This window comes from Vibrio sp. 10N.286.49.E11, from assembly GCF_041469505.1.
GTDB classification, from domain to species: domain Bacteria; phylum Pseudomonadota; class Gammaproteobacteria; order Enterobacterales; family Vibrionaceae; genus Vibrio; species Vibrio crassostreae_C.
Genome location: NZ_JBFRKQ010000056.1, coordinates 53,090 through 75,944, shown reverse-complemented (window position 1 = coordinate 75,944; position 22,855 = coordinate 53,090). Strand labels below are relative to the sequence as shown.

The 22,855-nt window shown below is 43.7% G+C and carries 23 protein-coding genes; 8 read left to right on the top strand and 15 right to left on the bottom strand.

Annotated elements, in window-relative coordinates; genetic code table 11:
* Nucleotides 1-22 precede the first annotated feature (22 nt).
* From AB4167_RS13265 to AB4167_RS13245, 5 genes are read right to left on the bottom strand one after another with little or no spacing between them, the layout of a single operon-like run.
* Nucleotides 23-1,099, bottom strand: a complete 1,077-nt coding sequence (locus AB4167_RS13265; protein ID WP_240698153.1) for a glycosyltransferase — start codon at nucleotides 1,097-1,099, stop codon at nucleotides 23-25.
* Complete coding sequence (locus AB4167_RS13260) at nucleotides 1,099-2,151, bottom strand: glycosyltransferase family 52 (RefSeq protein ID WP_240698154.1); 1,053 nt, start codon at nucleotides 2,149-2,151, stop codon at nucleotides 1,099-1,101. The genes AB4167_RS13265 and AB4167_RS13260 overlap by 1 nt, the downstream gene beginning before the upstream one ends.
* Nucleotides 2,151-3,230 (bottom strand): glycosyltransferase family 4 protein, encoded by a 1,080-nt coding sequence (locus AB4167_RS13255; RefSeq protein ID WP_136977364.1) that lies wholly within the window; start codon nucleotides 3,228-3,230, stop codon nucleotides 2,151-2,153. The genes AB4167_RS13260 and AB4167_RS13255 overlap by 1 nt, the downstream gene beginning before the upstream one ends.
* A 10-nt stretch (nucleotides 3,231-3,240) precedes the next feature.
* Nucleotides 3,241-4,032, bottom strand: coding sequence for a glycosyltransferase family 2 protein (locus AB4167_RS13250; protein ID WP_017069246.1), 792 nt, complete (start codon nucleotides 4,030-4,032; stop codon nucleotides 3,241-3,243).
* Nucleotides 4,033-4,041: 9 nt separating this feature from the next.
* The gene (locus tag AB4167_RS13245; protein ID WP_136977365.1) at nucleotides 4,042-5,073 is read right to left on the bottom strand and encodes a UDP-N-acetylglucosamine 2-epimerase; all 1,032 of its coding nucleotides are present in this window, start codon (nucleotides 5,071-5,073) and stop codon (nucleotides 4,042-4,044) included.
* 132 nt (nucleotides 5,074-5,205) lie between these two features.
* On the opposite strand from AB4167_RS13245, the gene waaA reads away from it, so the two are divergent.
* Nucleotides 5,206-6,468: a lipid IV(A) 3-deoxy-D-manno-octulosonic acid transferase gene (waaA, locus tag AB4167_RS13240; protein WP_136977366.1), complete on the top strand. Its 1,263-nt coding sequence runs from the start codon at nucleotides 5,206-5,208 to the stop codon at nucleotides 6,466-6,468.
* Nucleotides 6,469-6,524: 56 nt separating this feature from the next.
* On the opposite strand, the gene AB4167_RS13235 is transcribed toward waaA, so the two are convergent.
* Nucleotides 6,525-7,238, bottom strand: a complete 714-nt coding sequence (locus AB4167_RS13235) for a 3-deoxy-D-manno-octulosonic acid kinase (RefSeq protein ID WP_136977368.1) — start codon at nucleotides 7,236-7,238, stop codon at nucleotides 6,525-6,527.
* A 96-nt stretch (nucleotides 7,239-7,334) separates the two neighbouring features.
* On the opposite strand from AB4167_RS13235, the gene AB4167_RS13230 reads away from it, so the two are divergent.
* Both AB4167_RS13230 and coaD read left to right on the top strand, forming a co-directional pair.
* Nucleotides 7,335-8,399: a glycosyltransferase family 9 protein gene (locus tag AB4167_RS13230; protein WP_136977370.1), complete on the top strand. Its 1,065-nt coding sequence runs from the start codon at nucleotides 7,335-7,337 to the stop codon at nucleotides 8,397-8,399.
* A 1-nt stretch (nucleotide 8,400) separates the two neighbouring features.
* A complete protein-coding gene (coaD, locus tag AB4167_RS13225) occupies nucleotides 8,401-8,883 on the top strand; it encodes a pantetheine-phosphate adenylyltransferase (RefSeq protein ID WP_048661322.1) in 483 nt (160 codons plus the stop codon).
* Between the two features lie 73 nt (nucleotides 8,884-8,956).
* Here the strand turns inward: coaD and AB4167_RS13220 are convergent, their stop codons facing one another.
* From AB4167_RS13220 to radC, 6 genes are all read right to left on the bottom strand, one after another.
* Nucleotides 8,957-9,961 carry an NAD-dependent epimerase gene (locus tag AB4167_RS13220; RefSeq protein WP_136977372.1) on the bottom strand — a complete coding sequence of 335 codons (1,005 nt, stop codon included), beginning with the start codon at nucleotides 9,959-9,961 and terminating at the stop codon, nucleotides 8,957-8,959.
* Nucleotides 9,962-10,052: 91 nt separating this feature from the next.
* Nucleotides 10,053-10,862 carry a bifunctional DNA-formamidopyrimidine glycosylase/DNA-(apurinic or apyrimidinic site) lyase gene (gene mutM, locus AB4167_RS13215; protein WP_136974382.1) on the bottom strand — a complete coding sequence of 270 codons (810 nt, stop codon included), beginning with the start codon at nucleotides 10,860-10,862 and terminating at the stop codon, nucleotides 10,053-10,055.
* A gap of 2 nt (nucleotides 10,863-10,864) precedes the next feature.
* Nucleotides 10,865-11,389 carry a hypothetical protein gene (locus AB4167_RS13210; protein WP_032546317.1) on the bottom strand — a complete coding sequence of 175 codons (525 nt, stop codon included), beginning with the start codon at nucleotides 11,387-11,389 and terminating at the stop codon, nucleotides 10,865-10,867.
* A gap of 203 nt (nucleotides 11,390-11,592) precedes the next feature.
* Nucleotides 11,593-11,760 carry a 50S ribosomal protein L33 gene (gene rpmG, locus AB4167_RS13205; protein WP_002535344.1) on the bottom strand — a complete coding sequence of 56 codons (168 nt, stop codon included), beginning with the start codon at nucleotides 11,758-11,760 and terminating at the stop codon, nucleotides 11,593-11,595.
* Nucleotides 11,761-11,773: 13 nt separating this feature from the next.
* Entirely contained in the window at nucleotides 11,774-12,010 is a 237-nt protein-coding gene (gene rpmB / locus AB4167_RS13200) for a 50S ribosomal protein L28 (protein WP_004728407.1), read from the bottom strand.
* A 291-nt stretch (nucleotides 12,011-12,301) separates the two neighbouring features.
* Entirely contained in the window at nucleotides 12,302-12,976 is a 675-nt protein-coding gene (gene radC, locus AB4167_RS13195) for a DNA repair protein RadC (protein ID WP_017071069.1), read from the bottom strand.
* 223 nt (nucleotides 12,977-13,199) lie between these two features.
* Between radC and coaBC the strand changes: the two genes are divergently transcribed.
* The 3 genes from coaBC (at nucleotide 13,200) to lpxL (ending at nucleotide 16,191) form a co-directional block, all read left to right on the top strand.
* Nucleotides 13,200-14,441: a bifunctional phosphopantothenoylcysteine decarboxylase/phosphopantothenate--cysteine ligase CoaBC gene (gene coaBC, locus AB4167_RS13190; protein WP_136977374.1), complete on the top strand. Its 1,242-nt coding sequence runs from the start codon at nucleotides 13,200-13,202 to the stop codon at nucleotides 14,439-14,441.
* A 139-nt stretch (nucleotides 14,442-14,580) separates the two neighbouring features.
* Nucleotides 14,581-15,171, top strand: coding sequence for a nucleoid occlusion factor SlmA (slmA, locus tag AB4167_RS13185; RefSeq protein WP_004741428.1), 591 nt, complete (start codon nucleotides 14,581-14,583; stop codon nucleotides 15,169-15,171).
* Between the two features lie 39 nt (nucleotides 15,172-15,210).
* Entirely contained in the window at nucleotides 15,211-16,191 is a 981-nt protein-coding gene (gene lpxL / locus AB4167_RS13180) for an LpxL/LpxP family Kdo(2)-lipid IV(A) lauroyl/palmitoleoyl acyltransferase (RefSeq protein ID WP_017063085.1), read from the top strand.
* 77 nt (nucleotides 16,192-16,268) lie between these two features.
* Here lpxL and pyrE read toward each other — a convergent pair whose 3' ends face one another.
* Nucleotides 16,269-16,910, bottom strand: a complete 642-nt coding sequence (pyrE, locus tag AB4167_RS13175; RefSeq protein WP_017059267.1) for an orotate phosphoribosyltransferase — start codon at nucleotides 16,908-16,910, stop codon at nucleotides 16,269-16,271.
* A 232-nt stretch (nucleotides 16,911-17,142) separates the two neighbouring features.
* A complete protein-coding gene (rph, locus tag AB4167_RS13170; RefSeq protein ID WP_019826449.1) occupies nucleotides 17,143-17,859 on the bottom strand; it encodes a ribonuclease PH in 717 nt (238 codons plus the stop codon).
* 248 nt (nucleotides 17,860-18,107) lie between these two features.
* Here rph and AB4167_RS13165 point away from each other — a divergent pair, with 248 nt between their 5' ends.
* Both AB4167_RS13165 and AB4167_RS13160 read left to right on the top strand, forming a co-directional pair.
* A complete protein-coding gene (locus AB4167_RS13165; protein WP_017059268.1) occupies nucleotides 18,108-18,974 on the top strand; it encodes a YicC/YloC family endoribonuclease in 867 nt (288 codons plus the stop codon).
* A gap of 200 nt (nucleotides 18,975-19,174) precedes the next feature.
* Complete coding sequence (locus AB4167_RS13160; protein ID WP_372136641.1) at nucleotides 19,175-20,392, top strand: tyrosine-type recombinase/integrase; 1,218 nt, start codon at nucleotides 19,175-19,177, stop codon at nucleotides 20,390-20,392.
* A gap of 71 nt (nucleotides 20,393-20,463) precedes the next feature.
* Here AB4167_RS13160 and AB4167_RS13155 read toward each other — a convergent pair whose 3' ends face one another.
* A complete protein-coding gene (locus tag AB4167_RS13155; protein ID WP_372136640.1) occupies nucleotides 20,464-22,845 on the bottom strand; it encodes a DUF2357 domain-containing protein in 2,382 nt (793 codons plus the stop codon).
* Nucleotides 22,846-22,855 lie beyond the last annotated feature (10 nt).

The window sequence follows — 22,855 nt, the reverse complement described above, 5'->3', positions numbered from 1 at the left end:
TACAACTTGCAAGTCATCGATTCTAGGATACGTTTAGCTGGTGGTAAGCGTTAGCTATACACATAGCCGAAAATTTATTATCAAATGGAACGGTATAACATTGCTTGTCAGCTAGAATTTTTTCCATATGCATGGGTAAGTCACTTTCTGCCGAAATTACGGATTGATTATCACCAACTATTTCATAGATACCACCCGAACAATTTGTAGTAAGTAACGGCTTTTCAAGGGCTATTGCCTCTATTAATACCGTAGGCAAACCCTCGAAATCAGAGGTCAGCACTAAGCCTTTAGAATGCTTTAAATAAGGGTATGGGTTCGCTAAAAAACCTTTAAAAATAACACGTTCTTCAAGACCTAGGGCTTTAACTTGTTGCTGAGCTTTCTCTAACAGGCCACCATTTCCAAGTAAGACAAGCTTGACTGATGTGTTAGTCATTTTTGAGAATGCATCAATTAAACGGTCATGTCGCTTAGCTCGATTGAATCGTCCAATGTGAACAAGATAGTCACCTAAACTATCCACATCAACAGGTTCATCAGCTAAATCTTTAAGTTCTGCTAACTCTGTTGGGTTATAAATAACAGTATTTGAAAATTTAGACTCAAATGATGATTCATACTCACATTTTGAAGCTTCGGAAACAAAGATCAACGGATGATTTTTATACGTAGTATTGATTTTTCTTTGTATTTGTTTCTTTTTAATCCAACTCTTGCCTCTTAAAAACGCAGAAGAATATGAGCTATGTATCACATGATGAGTTTTTAAAGTACTTTCAGACATTATTTTGTCAGCAAGTAACATGTTACTCAGTACCAATGCATCTTTTGAGATTTTCTTAGTGATATATGCATCTATGGATTTTGCCACATTTTTCTTATATGAAAGACGTCTTAAACCCTTTTTAGATACGTTACAAAAATCACTAACAAAGTGTACTCTATACCCTGCAATATCGTGTTCAACAGCTTTTTCTATTGAGACAATATGACACTCATAGTCTTGATATTTTTCCATCGCCTTATAAAGGTTAAGAACAAACTTCTCTGCTCCACCTCCCCGCAAAGCTGATATCACAAAAACCATTTTTTTCATCAAAACATTGCCTCTAAGCGTTTATTTAAGTCTAAAAGACTTTCTTTCCATTTATTATAAATCTCAGCCTGAATCTCAGCTTCATCATCCGCTATCAAAGTCATTCTACGGCAAAAACCTTCAAATCCCATGCCAGCACTAGAGTACACCGATAGGACTACTGGTGAGCTTGTAGAACCAAACACCAACAACTCCAATGGGACTTTGCTTTTTATAAACTTTGAATCTGGAAACGCACTTTTATACTTATCTTCATTTTCTCTAGGGTGTACTTTAAAAGCATATGTACAGTTTTGATCTTCAAGGTACTCCGCCATCTTACGATAAATGTCTATATCCTTTCCTGACTCGTTCATGCCAGAGATAGAGATAGGTTGAGTTGCAATGATTACATCAGGGATCACTACGTTTGAATTATCCAACTTAAAAATTGAATACAAGAATGTGTTGACGTTATTAGGAACGATGAAGTCTATACGTTGTACTTTGCTTGCAATTTTACTAGGAGCCAATTCAGGGGTTAGTAAATGGATAAATTTACAGCGTCTATCATCTCCAATATAACGTCGACCTTTTTTATTACAAAAAAAACGGTCAGTGAAACTTAGCTCAGTGCCTGTATAATTCGACAACCCGTCTTCTATAACTTCATAAAAGGGGAAAGCTAAACGTATTAGTCTTGAAAGGCGGTTACGATCATTAAATAAAAACAAACGAGTATTTTCGGTTGTGAATGGCTCACTTAATATTTCACTTTCATATAGCTTATTATCGGTTCTCTTTTTGAAAAAATCATTTTGATAATTAGCAACAGCAAAGCATTTATGAATAATTCCCATACCACCACTATATATTTCTTCAAGAAGTTTTTTTCTCTCAATAAACTTCACGGTAATGGTACTGGGTAAGATAGACAAATCGAAGCTTTCAGGATCAAGTCCCTGTTGATCCGTAACAACTATGATTCTACTTTTCTGCTCTATCTCATTTAATGATTTCAATAAAGCAAATAGAAAGTGTCGTAATGTAGAACACAAATACAGGTTCATCATTATTTACTCAACAATCTATCAAAAAATTCCAAATGCTTCTTCACTGTCACTCGTGAGCTAAAGCTTTCATCTAGGCGCTTCTTAGCCGCTTCACTCATGGCTGTGCACTTGGCCTTGTCTTGTGCGAGCTTGTCCATAGCCTCACCCAATGCTTTAGCGTCTCCCGTAGGGACAATATAACCCGTTTCACCATCCACAACGAGTTCAGGTGCTCCACCAGTAGTCGTGACTACAGAAGTAGTACCATTGGCCATTGCTTCAACAATAGTGCGTGGTAGCCCTTCTCCGCTGATCGATGGTTGAACTTGAAAGTCAGCCATACACATGATTGAAGGGATGTCAGTACGATGACCAATGTAGTGAATACGCTCACTCATAGGACTTGCTTTCATCTCATCAAAATGAGTCTCATAGCCGCTGCCCGCTAAGATCAAATGGAAGTTCGGTGCAGTAATGTATTTGGTCGACTCAAGTAAGACAGAGATGCCCTTACTTGGCCTTACGTGCGCTGCAGTAATCGCGACGACATCATCTTCATTCAAACCAAACTCAGAACGCTCGGTTGGTGGTACTTTATACCAATCCAATTCATGCCCTTTGTATATGGTAACAACGTTATCTTTGTTCTTCCAAACTCGTTTTACCACGTCTTGTCGCACCGCTTCTGAAACACAGACAATACCGTCTACACGAGGGTGAAGTTGAGTTAAATAAGCACTAGGGTCATGTCGATATAACCCGCCAGTAGTGCCTCGATAAACGACTAATTTAACGTTGAAACCAATACACGCAAACGCCGCATTAGGTATCGTCTTTGAGTTAAAAGCATAGCAGATGTCGTAATCATGAGTTTTCAGCTCGTGGCGAATCTTTTTAATGGTGTCAAAACAAATTTTACGTTTCGGATAGCCATCTACTACTCGGATACCATGCTCTTCTAGCTTCGATACGTGCTCAGATTCTCCCTGAGTCATTATCGTCACTTGATGCCCTTGACGAGCTAGTTCGATAAAAATCGCAGCTTCTGGACGCAAACTATTCCATGCATGTAAGTAAGATGCACAAACTAAAATCTTCATCTATCGGTCCCTATTTAGCTTGGTCTGTTGAACGGTCTTCTGAGCGATTTTCAAGAATCCACAAGCCGACATATTTATTGAAATTCACCTGAGCGTAAGTCATAGCCATAATGAAACCGACACTACCATCCATAAAGCCACGACGGATAATGTACACAAGGAAAAACGTCCACATCGCTCGAAGTAGAGCAAGGAATAAGCCGTGTGATTTCTTGCCTTTACGATGGTACTTTTGCGAGCCGAGCCAGGCGTACTGCGCTGCTTTATCTAGGCCGTGGCCATAGTCACGATGGGTGTAATGAAGAAGAAATCCCTTCAATATCCCTGTAGAGCCTTGCTCCGGAACGACGGTCTCGTGAACCTCGTCTAACGTATATCGAGAGCCTTCTCTCTTAAACAGTCTTAATACTGCACGAGCACTGCGGCCATGTTTTAGAGTCGTGCCATAAAGAGTCACTCCCCAAGGAAGTTTATAAGCAGTGTGTTTGATTTGATCTTGTTTTAATAGTTCAACAAGAGCGTCGCTCATCTCTTTATCGAGAGCTTCGTCAGCATCAATTGATAGCACCCAATCACATGTCGCTTTATCTAGCGCTCGCTGTTTTTGCTTACCAAAGCCAGGCCAATCTGTGATGGTCACGTTATCTGTGTATTTTTGGCATATCTCAACGGTTGCGTCCGTTGATCCGCTGTCTAACACAATTAGCTCATCGGCAATATCAACCACAGATTTAAGGCAAGTTTCAATTCGGTCTTCTTCATTCTTGGTAATAACAATGACAGACAGGGTATGTTTTCTCATTATTCAGCCCTAGAATTTCCAATAGTTTAATGATTTACGGATTTTAAAGTTACGAATCCAATTTTTTGGCTTGTTATCTTGCCAGCCGCTTTCTAGCACATCCGTAATAGCACTCAGAACTCTCGCTGAGGATTGCCCATCTAAATATGGCGTTATTGACGGGCCGTAATGAGCGATAGCGTTATCTCTTGTTTCATCAGGCAGCATAGCTTGTTGAATTGCTGACTCTAATTGCTCGGCTTGAGTAATGTTAATAAAGCTTGCTTGAGGGTCTCGATTATTTACCGTGACAACAGGCTTATTGAGCAACAAGAATTCCTGAAATATCGATGAGTTGTCACACACCATAACATCAGCACGATGTTGCATTTCAATCACTCGGTCATTATCGAAAAAGAGAAGGTTATCCCCTTCCAGTGCTTGATATTTCGCTCTCGTCTCTTGATTCATTTTCGGATGAAGAGTCACTAACCATTGCCACTGACTCAGTTGACTGAGGCGCTTAAGCTCTTCATAAACCAACTCTGCACACGATAAGCTTGGCGAAAAGGTAGAAGCGAATAGAATTTGCGGTCTTTCAAAATGCTTGTCACTGGTTTGATAATTAAACAAGCTATCGAGCTTCAGCCACCCGGTCTCTTTAACTTGAAAATAGCCGCGCTGCTTAGCTAGCGGCTCAAGCGAGCTTGTTCTTTCATGGCCTTCGGTGCAATACAAATCAAATAGACCACGTTCAGGGTATAAGTTCCCACGTTTGCTCTCGTTCAAACCATGAAATACTTGTACCTTCAACCCTGGAATAAACGCTGGAACACGATCACCGGGCACTAGAACGGCAGAAGGATTAAAAGCAATAGCTTCTGTCAAAGAGACGCTCTGCTCTTGATCCAGTAAAAGATGTTCAGAAGCGTCTTCACCAACAAGCAACCACTTAACCTCATGGCCGAGTTGCTTCGCGTAATCATAGAATGGGCGAAGAATAGCAAATGAATAATTTTGCTCGACGTAGAGCAAGAAACGATAGGTTTGATCGGTTTGCATAAGCGATGAGATAAAATTCACCATGTCCGTTTGAAAGCGCAACTAAGCATTTAATTATAACGCTCTTTACTTTCGAGATTGAAGAAAATACTCTTCTGAATATTGATTTTGCCTTCTGGTGTCACTGTTCTTATGCTTATACGACTTATCTATACTCTCATATTGTCATTAGCTTCTCCGCTACTGCTGTATGGGCTTTATACGAGCAAACCTGGAAAGCCAAGTTTTGGTCAGCGTTGGAAAGAACATTTCGGGATCACACCGCAAACTCAAGGTAAGAATCCTATCTGGATTCACGCAGTATCGGTTGGTGAATCGATTGCCGCCGTACCGATCATCAAGCAACTGAAGCGACGCAATCCAAACCAAGCCATTATCGTTACCACGACAACCAGCACGGGTGCAGAGCAGATAGAAAAACTCGGTGATTTAGTCGAGCATCGCTACATGCCGATTGATTTTTCTTGGTGTATTCGAGGTTTTTTGAAGACTGTTCAGCCTAAACAGATGCTAATCATGGAAACCGAGTTATGGCCAAATACACTGCACTGCGTCGCGAAAGCTGGAATCCCCATTTCGGTACTCAACGCTCGCCTATCTGAACGCTCGTGCCAGCGTTATGCTAAATTCCAAGCCGTTTTTGATCTCTTAGCCAAAAATCTCTCTCAAGTACTTTGCCAATACCCAAGTGATGCTGAGCGTTTTATACGATTAGGGTTAGATAAAGCATCTGTGCATGTGACTGGATCGATCAAGTTTGATATTGAAGTTTCAGCTGAACAAGTATCAAAAGGCAAAGCGTTACGTGAACAAATTGGCTTTGAACGCTGTGTGTGGATAGCAGCCAGCACTCATCAAGGCGAAGATGAAATTGTCTTAGACGCTCATAAACAGCTCCTTAAAGACAATCCGAATACCTTGCTGATGATTGTGCCTCGTCACCCAGAGAGATTTAACCAAGTGTCTGAGCTAGCTCAAGAGCACGGCTTCAAGACTATCACTCGAACGAGTCAGCAACCAATCACCTCTAATGTTGAAGTTTATATTGCGGATACGATGGGAGAAATGTTGGTATTACTCGGCGGATCTGATGTGTGCTTTATGGGAGGAAGCCTTGTGGGCGGTAAGGTGGGTGGCCATAATCTTCTAGAGCCTGCGGCACTGCAGTTACCTTTACTCAATGGCCCTAGCTATTTTAACTTCAGCGAGATCACAGACAAACTGCTTGAAGCTCAAGCCGTCACTATTTGTCAAAATAGCCAAGATATCGCTGGCCAACTCCAACAACTGTTCAAACAATCAGAACTGCGTAAAACTAAAGGCTTAGCGGCTTATCAAGTGGTTGAACAGAATCGAGGGGCGTTGGATAAAACCTTGGTATACATTCTTAATTAATGACCATTCTTAGCTAATGGCCTTCTTAGCTAGTCACCACTCTTAACTAACAGCAACTAACCTTGGTAGCCTTGCAATAACAGTTCCCAATCCGGCTCTTGCCATTGAATCTGGCGCTTGTTCACTTCTTTTAAGAACGAGCGCTTTAAGCGATTCAAGTTGCCTTCTTTCCAGTCATCACCCGCTTGATGACCACACTTATCAAAATCAATGATCCACACCCTTTGCGAGTCATCAAGCAAGATATTATGAATGTTGAGATCGGTATGATTAACCCCAGCATCGTGCATCTTGCGTACCTCTTGCCCAATTCGACGATAAATATCCGCATCTATCGGGCCATTGACCAAGACATCAACCAGATCTTTGGCATTGGGAATTCGTTCAGACATTAAGTCCGCTCGATAAAGCAGCCCGCTTTTAATGGCTCTAGCAGCAATGGGCTTCGGTACATTAACACCTGCATTAGCCAAGACATTGAGAACGTTGAGCTCCATTGCACAGCGCGTGTTTTCCCAATCAGAGAAACGATATTGATCTTCGACTAGCTTCCCAAACAATCCGCCACGGCGATAATGGCGCAATGCGGCCTGTATTCCATCAAGCTGAATGAACCATGTGGTACCGCGTCCTTGAGCACTGCCTGAAATGGCGTCTTGTTGCTGCCAATATTCAGCCTCAAAAATCTGAGCGATATCGCCCTCTGGTACCTGAGCCAAAAGTTCAGGGTCGTACCAAATTGTTTGGTTCTTGGTGCTAATCGTTTCCATCTATGAGGCCTTTGGGTCGCTTTTCGTCATTGCTATTTTACAACTAATGCGAGTATCTGCATAATTCTGATGTTATTCACTTTTTTCGGGCACTTTATGTCACTGTTCTCAACTGCACCTCAATCTCTTTGCATACTTCGCCTCTCCGCGATTGGCGATGTTTGTCATGCTATTTCTGTGGTTCAAGCCATCCAGAAGCAGTGGCCTGAAACGAAAATCACTTGGATAACGGGCAAAATAGAAGCCATGCTGATCGGCGATCTACCCGGTATTGAGGTGATTGTTTTCGATAAGAAACAAGGCTTCAAAGGAATGCGTGAATTATGGCGTCAGCTATCTGATCGTAAATTTGATGCACTTCTGCATATGCAAGCCGCACTCAGAGCCAGCGTGCTATCTTGGGGGATAAAGGCGAAGTGCAAAGTGGGATTTGGCAAAAACCGTACTAGTGAAATGCAGTCACTCTTTACCAACCACCACCTACCTATTTCAGATAAGTTTCATGTGTTGGATAACTTTGCCGAATTTGCTCGCTACATTGGTGCCCCCTTCGATAAGCCTCAATGGGATATCCCTTTAACACCTGAAGATGAACAGCTAGCCATCGACACTATGGCTGATAAGCCAACCTTGGTTATCTCTCCTGCAGCCAGTAAGGATTCGCGTAACTGGTTAACTGAGCGATATGCAGCTATTGCTGATTATGCTGTCGAACAAGGCATGCAAGTGGTGTTATGTGGTTCTCCGGCACCAAGAGAAATTAACCTAGGTAGCGACATCGAAGCCTTATGTCAATCTCCTGTCATCAACTTAATTGGCAAAACCAACCTCAAGCAGCTCACTGCCGTACTTAAACATGCGACAGTGGTAATCGCACCAGATACAGGCCCAGCACACCTGGCAACAACACAGTCTACGCCTGTAATCGGCTTGTACGCACATAGCGATCCCCGTAGAACTGGCCCTTACAACGATCTGGATATCGTGGTCAGTGTTTATCAACAACATGTAGAAGCACAACAAGGGAAACCGGTTAAAGACCTTCCATGGGGAACCCGAGCAAAAGGCAATGATTTAATGAAAGACATCACGCTCGACATGGTAAAGCAGACACTCGACAAAGCCTTAAATTCCATAAAAACACTAAGCAAGGACCGCTAATATGACCACACACGTTATCTACCCTGGTACTTTTGATCCGGTAACCAATGGTCACCTCGATATTATCGTCCGTGCCGCGAGCATGTTTGATCATATCACCGTTGGGGTGGCCGCGAGCCCAAGCAAAAAGACCATGTTTAAGTTAGAGGAACGAGTAGAGCTGTTGCGGGATGCTGTGTCTCACTTACCTAACGTGTCTGTTGAGGGGTTTTCTGGGTTACTGGTCGATTTTGTCAAACAACAGAAAGCTAATGTGCTAGTACGCGGCCTCAGAACGACCATGGATTTTGAATACGAATTCGGTCTCACGAGTATGTACCGAAAACTCCTGCCCGGCCTTGAAAGTGTGTTTCTAACCCCATCAGAAGAGTATGCATTTCTTTCTTCGACAATAGTTCGAGAAGTGGCTATTCATGGTGGGGACATTAGTCAGTTTGTACCACAAAAAGTTGCGGCTGAAATCAAAATAAAAACAGCTAAGTAATTCGCTTGATCTACACCGAAAAAACAAAAATAGCGCTCATTGAGCGCTATTTTTAATTAAAAGCTATCAATTACTACAGCGAGTAATAGGCTTTATACCAATCCGCGAAAGCTTTCGCGCCTTCTTGGATCTTAACTTGAGGCTTGTAGCCAACCGCTTCAAACAGATCTTCCGTATCAGCATAAGTCGCGTACACATCACCTGGTTGCATTGGCATGAAGTTCTTTTTCGCTTCAACACCTAAAGCACCTTCTAATGCTTCGATGTAGTCCATTAATTTAACCGGGCTGCCATGACCGATGTTAAACACGCGATACGGAGCAGAACTGGTTGCTGGTGACCCTTGCTCAACGGTCCAATCTGGTTGCTTGGCTGGTATACGATCTTGAACACGAATAATACCTTCAACGATATCATCGATATAAGTGAAGTCACGCATCATGTCGCCGTTGTTATAAATGTCGATTTCTTTGCCCGCTACGATTAGATTCGCAAACTTGAACATCGCCATATCAGGGCGACTCCAAGGGCCGTAAACCGTAAAGAAGCGAAGACCTGTCGTTGGTACGTCGTATAAATGAGAATAGGTATGCGCCATCAACTCATTCGACTTCTTAGTCGCGGCGTACAGTGAAATCGGGTGATCAACACTGTCTGCTGTATGGAATGGCATTTTTTGATTCAAGCCATAAACGGAACTCGATGAAGCATAAACGAGGTGTTCAACCTTATTATGGCGACAACCTTCAAGAATAGCTAAGTGACCGACAAGGTTGCTATCGGCATACGCCATTGGGTTATCAATTGAGTAACGAACGCCCGCTTGTGCCGCTAAATGAATCACACGATCAAATTTCTGTTCAGCAAACAACGTTGCCATGCCTTCTCTATCAGCAAGATCCAGCTCGATGAAGGTAAGCTTTTCATGCTCAATGCGCTTTAGGCGATCATGTTTCAGAGAGACTTCGTAGTAGTCATTTAGGTTATCGATACCAACAACCTCATGCCCTGCCGCACATAGTCGCTCTGACACTGCAGAGCCAATAAAACCAGCAACGCCAGTTACTAAATATTTCATTCTACTATTCTCAATTCATATAATTAGTACAATTGTAGCCACTCGCTAGCCTATCGACTAGCAATAAAAAGTGAACACGAGTTCAGATTTTCTATACTTGGCACTCTTCGCAATAAAACGTATTGCGCTGTCCGATTTTTAGCTCTTGAATCAATGCTTCGCAGCTTGGACACTTTTCACCTGCTTTACCATACACTTGCAGCTCTTGTGCGAAGTAGCCTGGTTTACCATCAGCCTGAGAAAAATCTTTCAGCGTAGTACCACCTTGCTTGATAGCCGTTGCGAGTACTTGTTTAATCTCATCGGTTAACAAGATCCATTCGGCTTTGGTCACTTTGTTTGCCGATCGTAACGGGTGGATTTTTGCAGAGAACAAGGCTTCGTTAGCGTAGATATTCCCGACACCGACCACTACTTTGTTGTCCATGATGAACTGCTTGACTGCGACTTTACGCTTTTCTGCTTTCTCAGCGATGTAATCAGCGTTAAAGTCGTCCGTTAACGGCTCAGGACCAGAACCAAGCAACACAGAGTGGACTTCATCAGGCGCCGACCACAACCAAGCGCCAAAGCGGCGAGGGTCGTTGTAGCGCAATACTTTGCCATTGGTGAGCTTAAGATCCACGTGATCGTGCTTTGCTGCTGGGAAGTCAGCATCTAATACGCGTAGTGAGCCAGACATACCAAGGTGAACAATGGCAGTGCCAGTATCCGTTTCAATCAATAGGTACTTTGCACGACGCGAGATAGAGCGAATCACCTGCCCTTCTAATGCTTTTAGCTCTTGTGGGATATCCCAACGCAGCTTAGGCGTGCGAAAAGTAAGGGTTTTAATGGTCTCGCCAACTAAATGAGGCGAGATCCCCATACGGCTTACTTCGACTTCGGGTAATTCAGGCATAGTTAGTCGTCCGATTTAGAGGAGTGGTTAGCGTTAAAGCTTGGAAACAGGTAGCTCTCTTCAATAGACACCGCCAACCACTGATCATTCCAGTTTTTTAACAACCAGAACTCAGGCAATTGATAATAGGTAATACGCTGGGGCTCTTCTTGGTCTTGATACCATACTTCGATGGTGTGTGGTGTATTTAACCGAGGCGTAAGGTCTGTGTAGGTCTGTGAGTCGACTTCCGTGCCCACAAGCTCTTTCCAACGTTGTGACAGCTCTTGTGCATTGGTGGCTTGAGGAAAGTCAGTATCTTCGAACTGGTAAACCCATTGATTATCTTGTTGAATGACAGACCACTTAGCAAAGTGTAACGCTTGAAGCTTTGCTGTTGGGTTCAGGAGATAAGGATAAGGGCTATCAACCTGCGGTTCAGGCTCGATAAGGTACGCTTTGATCAATGTTGGAAGGTTTAACACGCCAATAAAAGCGATCACACTGAACATGAGTATGTTGTTCCACCGGCGTCCACGATATCTCATCTGATTCTGCTCATCTAACCTATTGAACATTCAGTATATCGTGAAAGTGGCAATACTTTCTATGTTGTACAGATTTCTATCTATCAGAGGCTATATCAAGCAAGAATAATTGAGTCCTCAAATTGTAGATATAAAAAAACCCAGCGATTAAACTGGGTTTTTCAATTCTTTCTTCTACTGAAGAAGAGCAAAAAAAGCATCAATTACTTGATTTTAGCTTCTTTGTACATAACGTGTTGGCGAACTACTGGATCAAACTTTTTGATCTCAAATTTGCCTGGCATGTTACGCTTGTTCTTATCGGTTGTGTAGAAGTGACCAGTACCTGCAGAAGATACTAGACGAATTTTCTCACGAATGCCTTTAGCCATTGCTTAATTCCTCTTAAACGTTTTCGCCACGTGCACGGATATCAACAAGAACAGCATCGATGCCTTTCTTATCAATGATACGCATGCCTTTAGCAGTTAGACGTAGTTTAACAAAACGTTTTTCGCTCTCTACCCAGAAACGATGAGTTTGTAGGTTCGGCAGAAAACGGCGCTTAGTAGCATTGCGTGCGTGTGAACGGTTGTTACCCGTTACTGGACGCTTACCAGTTACTTGGCATACTCGGGACATGAATGTCTTCTCCAATCGTTTCAGCTCGATATCAACCTTGGTGGCCGAACCTCTCTATCAATTAAAATAGAAGGTAAAAACCGTTATGGAAAATCCATACAAGGCTATCAAAGGTCGCGCATTATACTAACTTGACACGCATTGCTCAAGACCCGAACAGATCCTTTTTACGGATTTCGTGATCTTTTTTTGTGCAGCGCAGCTTGCTTGAGTAATCAGAGCTGATTTTAGGTCTAAAAATGTGGGCGGAATAATAGCAGATTTAACGCAACTAACAACCTAAAATGTGATTCAAATCCATCCACGCTCTGCAAAAGAGACAACTTCACCATCTCCAACGACAAAATGGTCGAGAACTCGGATGTCCACCAGCGCTAATGCGTCGGTTAATCGGCGTGTAATCCGCCTATCCGCTTGGCTGGGCTCAGCAACACCTGAAGGATGGTTATGAGCTAAGATTAATGCCGCCGCATTATGATGAAGTGCCCGTTTAACCACTTCCCGCGGGTAAACCGATGCGGCATCGATGGTTCCTTCAAACATCACCTCGTCCTTTATTACCCTATTTTGGTTATCAAGGAACAATATATAAAAGGCTTCTCGCTGGCGATCGCGCAACATGCTCGAGAGATAAAGCTTAGTATGACTTGGGCTAGTAAGCGCATCTCCACGAGATAAAGTCTCTGCTAGATAACGCTGCGTCATCTCTAATACAGCCTGCAATTGAACATACTTGGCCTGCCCCATCCCTTTATGAGCACAAAACTCTTCCTGTGTTGCTGAAAAAAGATGACGGAGTGAGCCAAAGTCTTTGATCAACTTGTCAGCGAGTTCCAACACGTTCATTCCTTGTGTCCCTGTTCGCAGGAATATCGCGAGCAGTTCAGCATCACTCAAAGAATCAGGCCCTCTATTTAACAACTTTTCTCTCGGCATCGATTCGGCAGGTATTTTATCTATTGGCATATAAAGACAATCATTGGTCATGAACACAACCCATCACCTTAATGAGATCGTAATCAGAGATCCTTCGATAGAGATCAAAGGAAACGAGACACTAACAAAATCGTGTAATTGATAAGTTTGATAACACCAACTTGATGAGCGTCAACTCTGTTCGAGTTCTGCTTCTAGGCACTTATCCTTTGTTCTGATATCGTAAGTCGCAGAGAAATTAAGGAACAGAATCATGCAAACATTGGTTAATCAACTGGATAACGCTGACCTACAAGGCCTGGCTGGGAAAAAAATCCTACTTGGCATTAGTGGTGGTATCGCTGCGTATAAATGTGCCGAACTGACTCGACGCTTAATTGAACGTGGAGCACAAGTACAAGTCGTGATGACGAATGCAGCCAAGGAGTTCATTACTCCTCTCACCATGCAAGCCGTCTCTGGAAGGCCAGTGTCTGATAGTTTGCTTGATCCTGCTGCTGAGGCTTCCATGGGGCACATTGAGCTCGCAAAGTGGGCTGACTTGGTATTACTAGCGCCAGCAACCGCAGACCTGATTGCTCGTATGACAGCGGGCATGGGTAACGACCTACTGACCACTTTGGTTTTAGCAACCGATGCGCCAGTTGCGGTATCTCCGGCAATGAACCAACAAATGTACAGCCACCCTGCCACTCAAGAGAACATTGCGACACTAAAACGTCGTGGTTGTGAAGTTTGGGGGCCAGCGGCTGGCGAGCAAGCGTGTGGTGATGTCGGTATGGGTCGTATGTTAGAGCCAATGCAGCTCGTGCATCGCTGTGAAGACTTCTTCCAACCTAAGCCACTTGCTGGCCGTTCTGTGCTTATTACTGCAGGCCCGACTCGTGAAGCGATTGACCCGGTGCGTTACATTACCAACCACAGCTCGGGCAAGATGGGCTATGCACTGGCTGAAGCAGCCGCGAAACAAGGCGCAACAGTGACTCTAATCAGCGGCCCTGTTTCATTAGCAACGCCAAATAAAGTTAATCGTATTGATGTCGACAGCGCACAACAGATGTTTGATGCCGTTACTGCTAACGCTTCTCAACACGATATTTTCATCAGCTGCGCCGCAGTTGCCGATTACCGCCCTGAGACCATTGCAGACCAAAAGCTTAAAAAGGTCGACGGTAAAGACGACATGACCATTCAAATGGTTAAAAACCCAGATATCGTCGCTTCTGTCGCTTCAATGACCGAAGGTCGCCCATTTACTGTCGGCTTCGCAGCTGAAACTCAAGATGTTGAAAAATACGCGCGCGGTAAGTTAGAAAGAAAGAACCTCGACATGATCTGCGCTAACGACGTTTCAGTCGAAGGTCAAGGCTTCAATAGCAGTAGCAATGAGCTGCATCTTTATTGGAAAGGCGGCGATAAATCTCTGCCACTGGAAAGCAAAGACACACTTGGTTTCCAGATCCTCGCTCAGATCCAACAGCTTATTGATGCATAAACGCACAAATTTGCTCTGACAATCTGCTGACACCTCTCGATTCTGTTGACCTAGGGCTCACAAAACTAGGAAACAGAATTGAATGGTGTTTATAATCCTTCTTCACTCAATCCTCATCTTTAGGAAAGGAAGTAAATAGATGGCTGGTACTCGAAAATCAAACCGTCGTGAAGAAATCCTACAAGCTCTCGCACAAATGTTGGAATCGACCGAAGGTGCTTCTCGTATCACAACGGTAAAGTTGGCCAAGCAAGTTGGTGTTTCTGAAGCTGCGTTATACCGCCACTTCCCAAGCAAAGCCCGCATGTTTGAAGGCCTGATCGAGTTCATTGAAGAAGCATTGATGTCTCGAATCAACCGTATTCTGGATGAAGAGAAAGACACGCTAGAGCGCATACGCCTAGTACTACAACTTATCTTAGTTTTCTCAGAACGTAACCCAGGCCTGACTCGAATTTTGTCTGGTCATGCTCTAATGTTTGAAAATGAACGCCTGCGTGATCGCATCAACCAACTTTTCGAACGCATTGAGACGCAACTTCGCCAGATCCTGCGTGAAAGAAAGCTTCGTGAAGGGAAATCATTCCCGGTTGATGAGAAAATCTTAGCCGCTCAACTGCTCGGTCAAGTTGAAGGCAGCTTGAATCGATTTGTTCGCTCAGACTTCAAATATCAACCAACAGAAAACTTTGATGCTTATTGGGCACTGCTAAGCGCTCAGATTAAGTAGCAATCAAATTAAGTGGCAATCAAATCTTAAGTGATGGTTATGACGACGAAAACTTCTTCAGCAAACGGCACAGCACAACACGTGATTACTAAGCCGCCTTTTACTCTAGCTCTACTTCACCCTAAATATTGGGGTGTATGGTTTGGTTTTGGGTTATTGGCGCTTATTGTTAACGTTCTCCCTTATCGCCTCTTACTGCTGTTAGGCCGATCGTTAGGCTCTTTGGGTGCTCGCTATGGTAAAAAGCGCGTCGCGGTAGCAACACGTAACTTGGAGCTCGCCTTCCCAGACAAGCCAGCAGATGAAGTCGCGGCAATGGTCAGTGAGAACTTTAAGAACACAGGTATGGCACTCATCGAAACCGGCATTACCTGGTTCTGGCCAACGTGGCGTTTCAAGCGAATCCTAGTAGATAAAGACACCCAAACACTGCGTACACATAAAGCCAACGGTAAAGGTGTTCTTCTATGCTGTGTGCATGCCTTAAATCTAGAGATCACTGCGCGAGCAATGGCTGTATTAGGTATTTCTGGTTTAGGTGTTTATCGCCCGCACAACAATCCGGCTTATGAATTCATTCAATACCGTGGTCGTACTCAAAACGGCAACCGCCTGATTCACCGTAAAGACGTGAAGCGTATGATTCGAATCCTGCGTCAAGGTGAGATCCTTTTCTACCTACCGGATCATGATTACGGTCGTAACAAGTCTGTGTTTGTGCCTTTCTTCGCAGTAGAAGATGCGTGTACCACAACAGGCACCAGTATCCTAGCTTACACTAGCCGATGTGCACTTGTTCCGGGGTCTGGTTTTAGAAATGCCGATGGCAAATATGAGATCATGGCCGATGAATCAATTGAAGATGACTATCCACAGAAAGATGAGAAAGCGGCTGCCGCCTACATGAACCGCTACCTTGAGAAGATTATCTTAAGAGCACCAGAACAGTGGATGTGGCTGCACAAGCGCTTTAAGACCATGGAAGACCCAGAAGTGGAGCGCGGCATTCGTTATAAATAATGAATACTGAACCAAAAGGAAAGGGGCTGATGAATCATCAGCCCCTTGTGCATTCTATAGTCTAATTACGAGTAGTATTAGATGCCGTATTGAGCGCGGTACGCTTTTACTGACTCTAGATGTGCTGCGTCTGTGCCTTTCTCTTCAAGGAAAGTCACCAAGTCAGTCAGGCTAACGATTGAGATAATCGCACAACCGAAGTCACGCTCAACTTCTTGAATCGCAGACAGTTCGCCTTTGCCCTTCTCTTGACGGTCGATAGCAACAAGCACGCCCGCTAAATCAGCGCCATTTGCTTGGATGATTTCCATCGACTCACGAATCGCAGTACCTGCAGTGATCACGTCGTCCACTAACATGATGCGACCTTCAAGCGCGCTACCGACAAGGTTGCCACCTTCACCGTGGTTTTTCGCTTCTTTACGGTTGAAGCAGTAAGGCGTGTCTACATCGTGGTGATCCGCTAGTGCAACCGCTGTCGTCGTTGCAATTGGGATACCTTTGTATGCAGGACCAAATAGTACATCAAACTCAATGCCAGAATCAGCCAATGCTGCTGCGTAGAAGCGACCTAAGCGCGCTAGGTCACGACCTGTATTAAACAATCCAGCATTGAAGAAGTAAGGGCTCTTGCGGCCAGACTTTAAAGTAAACTCACCAAACTTAAGTACTTCTTTCTCTAGTGCAAATTCAATAAATTCACGTTGATATGCTTTCATGCTCATCCTCTAAATTAATTTACTTTCCAGTTCCTAACTTCCAATCGCTCAGGAAGCTAACAATGATGTATTTTCTAAATAGATAGCTCTACAACAAGGCAGCAAGGTTTTTCAGCCCTATGAGCATAGGGGACCTATGTGATTAGGGTGAAAAATTGCAGCTAACGCTGGTGTAGAGTTATATATGACGAAAATAAAAAAATAGCCCCTTAAAAAAGGAGCTATCTAAAAACTATTCTGCTAACGCCGACTTCTGCGCTTCAACAATATCAGCAATGCCCTTATTCGCCAGGGCTAAAAGCTGCATCAACTCTTCGTGGCTGAACGGTTCGCCTTCTGCGGTACCTTGAATCTCAATCATCTTACCGTCTTCCGTCATTACAACGTTCATGTCGGTATCGGCTGCTGAGTCTTCAACGTACTCAAGGTCACACAGTGCTTGTGCACCAACGATGCCCACTGAAACTGCCGCTACGTGGCCTTTCATTGGGTTCTTTTTCAGTTTGCCGCTTGCTAGTAGGCTGTTGATAGCATCAGCCATTGCAACGCTTGCACCTGAGATAGAAGCAGTACGAGTACCGCCGTCTGCTTGGATAACATCACAATCGACAGTGATCATAATTTCACCCATTACTTTCAGGTCAACAACAGCACGTAGGCTACGAGCGATCAGACGTTGGATTTCCATCGTACGACCACCTTGCTTGCCGCTCGCCGCTTCACGACGGTTACGAGTGTGCGTTGCACGTGGCAGCATGCCGTATTCAGCCGTTACCCAACCCTTTCCTTGGCCTTTTAACCAACGCGGTACGTTTTCTTCTACCGTCGCATTACATAGAACTTTAGTGTTGCCGAACTCAACTAATACAGAACCTTCAGCATAAGCTGTGTAGTTACGAGTAATTTTAATTGGACGAATTTGATCTACAGCGCGGTCATTTGGACGCATTGGTATCTACCTTATTAACAGTCTGAAGTGATTTACTATCGAAAGAGTGCATCACCTAAGAAAGGGGTGAGACAGTTTTGATTGGGGCAAGATTATATAGCAGTTTATCGTGCAAATCTATTTACCGTTCAAAGCTATTTATCACGAAAGGCTATTTACAGTGAAAAGCGACAGGCTTCGAGAGCACACCATATCGTGATACTATGCGTGCGCGTTATTTTCAGAATGATAAAAGACAGGAAAATTCGATGATTTATAGTATGACTGCGTACGCACGCAAAGAAGTAAAAGGCGATTGGGGCAGCGCAGTATGGGAAATCCGTAGTGTAAACCAACGCTACCTAGAAACTTACTTCCGTATGCCTGAACAGTTCCGTGGTTTAGAGCCAATCTTGCGTGAGCGTTTCCGTAAGCGTCTTGCACGCGGTAAGGTTGAATGTAACCTACGCTTTGAAGCAAACCCTGCTGCAAAGGGCGAACTAAGCATTAACGAAGGTTTGGCTCAGCAAGTAATCAATGCTGCGAACCAAGTAATGACGATGACAGGTGAAGACAGCCGTTTGAACCCATTCCAAGTCATGAATTGGCCTGGTGTGATGGAAACGCCAGAGCAAGACATGGATGCCATCAACAAAGACCTACTTGAAGCATTCAACGATGCTATCGCAGAGTTCATTGATGCTCGTGCTCGTGAAGGTGAGAACATGAAGGCGCTAATCGTACAGCGCTTAGATGCAATCACTGAAGAAGTAGTGAAAGTTCGTGCACGCATGCCTGAGATCCTAGAGTGGCAACGTGAGCGTCTTCTTACCAAATTTGAAGATGCGAAAATCGAACTGGAAGGTTCTCGTGTTGAGCAAGAGCTTATCCTGCTAGCGCAGAAGTCAGACGTAGCAGAAGAGCTAGACCGTCTAGATTCTCATGTGAAAGAAGCGAATGCAGTACTGAAGAAAGGCGGCGCTTGTGGCCGTAAGCTAGACTTCATGATGCAAGAGTTCAACCGTGAGTCAAACACGCTAGCGTCTAAGTCTATCAGCACAGACATCACAGCATCAGGCGTAGAGCTTAAGGTTCTTATCGAACAGATGCGTGAGCAGATCCAGAATATTGAATAACAGTTAAGATTGTATTTTATTACACTCAAATATTTAAAATACAACAACTTACCTAAAATAAATTTCCATCACTGTGTTCTTTAATACGCCATTAACCACCACCTACTGGTGGTTAATATGGTGGGTATGATAGACTTACTACAAACGTAAGTGGTGGGTAATTTAATACCCACCGAAATCATGCGCTATTAGAGGTGATTATGGCTAAGTTGACGGTTAAGAAAGTAGAAGCGCTCATTAAGGCTGGTGGCGAGAAAACACAGCGTCATGCTGATGGTGAGGGCTTATACCTAGTGGTCCCAGCTTCAGGTACTGCAAGTTGGATGCTACGTTTTACATCCAATAAAAAACGCCGTGAAATGACTCTAGGCAAAGTACAAGACCTTTCCTTATCTAACGCTCGCCTCGAAGCCGCCACTAAAATGAAACAAGTAAGAGAAGGCTTTGATCCCCTCTTGCAACGTAAACGTGCCGAACAAGAAAGCATCAAGACTGTTAATGAGTTATTTGAAGATTGGTACCCAACCTTAGTTAAGCGCCTTAAGCACCCTAATATCCCAAAACGTGTTTACACCAAAGATATTGCCCCACACATCGGTGACATCCCTCTCGATAGAATTACTGCCCGTGATATTCGCACAGCAATCACAACGATTAATGATTCCGGCCGCCCGACCATCGCTAATGACGCACTAGGACACTGTAAGCAGCTTTTTAACCACGGAATGAAGTTGGACCTTCTGCAAGGTAACCCAGCCTCTGCATTTACCGTGAGAGACGCTGGCGGCATAGAGAAAAGTAAAGATCGCTTCTTGAATGAAGGTGAATTAAAGCAGTTCTTCAGTATCGCTAGAGAGAACAGTACTAACTTTAGCCGCGATAATTATCTAGCTTGTGCACTATTGGTTTGTTTAGGGGTGCGTAAATCTGAATTGTGTGAAGCTAAATGGGAAGAGTTTGAGCTAGAGAATGGTTTATGGCACTTACCAAAGGAGCGTAGTAAAACCAATGTGGGTTTTACTATTCCATTAGCACCAGAAGTGTTGGAGTGGCTCGATGAGTTGAAGATAAGGGGATTTGGCTCTGATTACGTGTTTCCGAGTAGAAGAGCCAGCAAGAGCCCTCACATGGGCCCCGACACGCTTAACCGAGCCATTACCAAGCTATTTGGTCATGAGGCTGGCAAGAAGAAGCAGCCACCCAATTTGATGGGGGATATGACGCACTTCACCGTGCATGACCTACGCCGCACTTGTCGTACTCTATTGGCAAAACAAGGCACTCCCGGCCATGTGGCCGAGAGATGCTTGAATCACAAGTTAAAGGGTGTTGAAGGTATTTATGACCAGTATGATTATTTGGAAGAGCGGAGAGAGGCACTAGACAAGTTGGCTACGCTGCTGCTACCGTCATTGTAGTATCTCTAACTATTAGCGAAAGTAGCATTCAGCTCACTTATAGATGACGACACTAGGCTTAACAATAAAGACTAGCGAAAACTGCGTTCATAAATAGGCACAATTTCACTGAAACTATTAGCAACTTGCATGTCATCTAATTTAGCTAGCTTCAATGATTGTCTAAATCCAACAGTAGGATCATGCTGGATCGCTTGGTCCAGTGAAATAGCTGCACCAAGCTCAAATAACCAGTATTGGTTTTTACTGACTTTAGAAACATCAATACCCGCTTGCTTAGCAGATATGTCATCACGCTGTGACAGCATTACCTTTTTAATTCTATAAACCATTGTGATTTCAAGCGAACTTGCACAATTGGCCATCACCGCTAAGTATCTCAATTCTTGAACAATATGTTTTCCGAATTTCTGATCAAAGACAGAAACTGGAATATGAAACCACTCTGCTAATCCACTGTTAAAGTTATCGATATAGTCTTGCTCACGACTTTCACCAAGCTTCGATATCAACACAAGATCATGGTGAAGCACTTGCTGCATTCCTGAGTATGGAATACGTGCTGGCTCATTAACATAAAGATCATCACGTATCGATTCAGTAGTGTAAGCGCTGATACCCGTTCCTAGCTGATGCAGTAAAAAGGCTTGGAGCCAGGAGTTCTTATTGCCATTTGCGCTAGGCAGCAAAGCAAAGGCACCAATCCCGACTTCAGCTATCATCGATTGGTATGGGTTTTCATCACTGCCTTGGTCATAAAAGCCTGGGTATAAAGCAAAGGCACCAAAAACTGGACGACTTTTGCTTCTGGACTCTTTTTGTTCATCAACTCGAATTAAGGCATCTCTATACCGGTGCATCTGATTAATCGCATCGTCGGGCACGTAATCGTTACAATCAATATCATCTACGTCATATCGATTGTTTTGGGTCTTTATGCGGTATTTGGCATCAAATAACCAAATGCACGTCTTACCATCTGGGAAAGTAACTTCTAACAAGATATCGGGTTTTTGTGTCACACCAAACGACCGAATATGTTGACCAGCTCGACGAAAGACCGGTTCATGGGCTAACTTTGCCCGAAGCCCATCGGCTCGTTCAAATGTAAATGCCCCTGCGCCAGTTAAACCATCTTTAAGTTGTAATTCAAAATAGTCATTAAGCTTTAGCTTTGTTTTTTGGTGTTCTTTTTCTTGAAAGCCAAGCACTTCTAATAAAATTGTTCGTATTTCTAAAAAGCACCATACTTCATACGTTTCCGCGACAGACTTCATTGACACTGTTGAGTGCCTAGCAAAAACATCCAAGTAGTATTTTAGTTCTTGCCACACCTTGTAAACTGCACTGTAGCCTGTTTTTTGCTGCAAAACCAAAGACTCACGATATTGTCCAGAAAAATCTCCCACCTCTTTCAAAAAGCTATACTTTTCCATTTTTATCAATGGCTGTTGCCACTCTTTCAATTCATTCAAGAAGTGCTCCGATAGACGGGCGTACGTTGTCTCACCTTTGTTGGTATAAGCCTCGAGCTTCTGGGACATACTTTCTAGCTGCTGCTTACATTGAACAACGACCATCTTGATGTATCTATTTTCTGGCGTATCTACACTGAGGTGCTGTTTTTGTTGTTGATATCGCTTGTCATAAATTTTATTGGCAATATCCTCTTTTACACGCTCAGCTAATCGATTTGATAAACGGCCTTTGAGTCGATCTGCTCTAATATTAACGTTTTTTTTCTGTAATCGGTTATGTGGTGAGTTTGCGATAACTTTCAACCCGTCCTCAAGTGACGTTCTCAACGCCTTAAACTGCGCTAACCACAATAGTGGGAAGTTACCACGGTGTTGGCTCTTATCTGCGCTTTGCTCGGTCTTCTCCGCCAAGCTGAACCGCCATAATGGAAAAGTCTCATCGATCCGGCGATACATAGCAGGTAAGTCGTTGTGCAGCTGCATCTTCGTTGGAAAGACTTCTAAGGTCAGCTTAAATTGCTTTTCCTTGCCTTTAATGCAATAAGTAAGAGGTAAGGCAAATTGACCAATATCATTACCTGTATTAATTGTACCAATTAGGCTGGCTGCACTATGTTTGCGTTTAGATGTAAACCGAAAAGCATCAGCAACCCCTTGAAGAGCGTGAGTGATAAAAGCCTGCTCAATACCTTCTTGCAAAAATACCCACTCAAATTGATATTGAGCATTTTCAAAAAATAACGGGGCAGGAAGAGTTACCTCAGACAAAGGAGAGTCATCAATCAGCACACTCTTTTGGTCACAGATGGTTATGTTTTCTGGACTGATTGCAGGCTGAATTTGCAATTTACTAAGAGGTGCTAGTAATCCTCTTTGGCTAAGCATATTGAAATAAGTACTTTGCCTTGCCTCAAGGTGCCGGCTACTTATTGTCAACTCCCACTCAGGTGTTTCTATACAAATCAAAGTTTGCATGCCTACCACC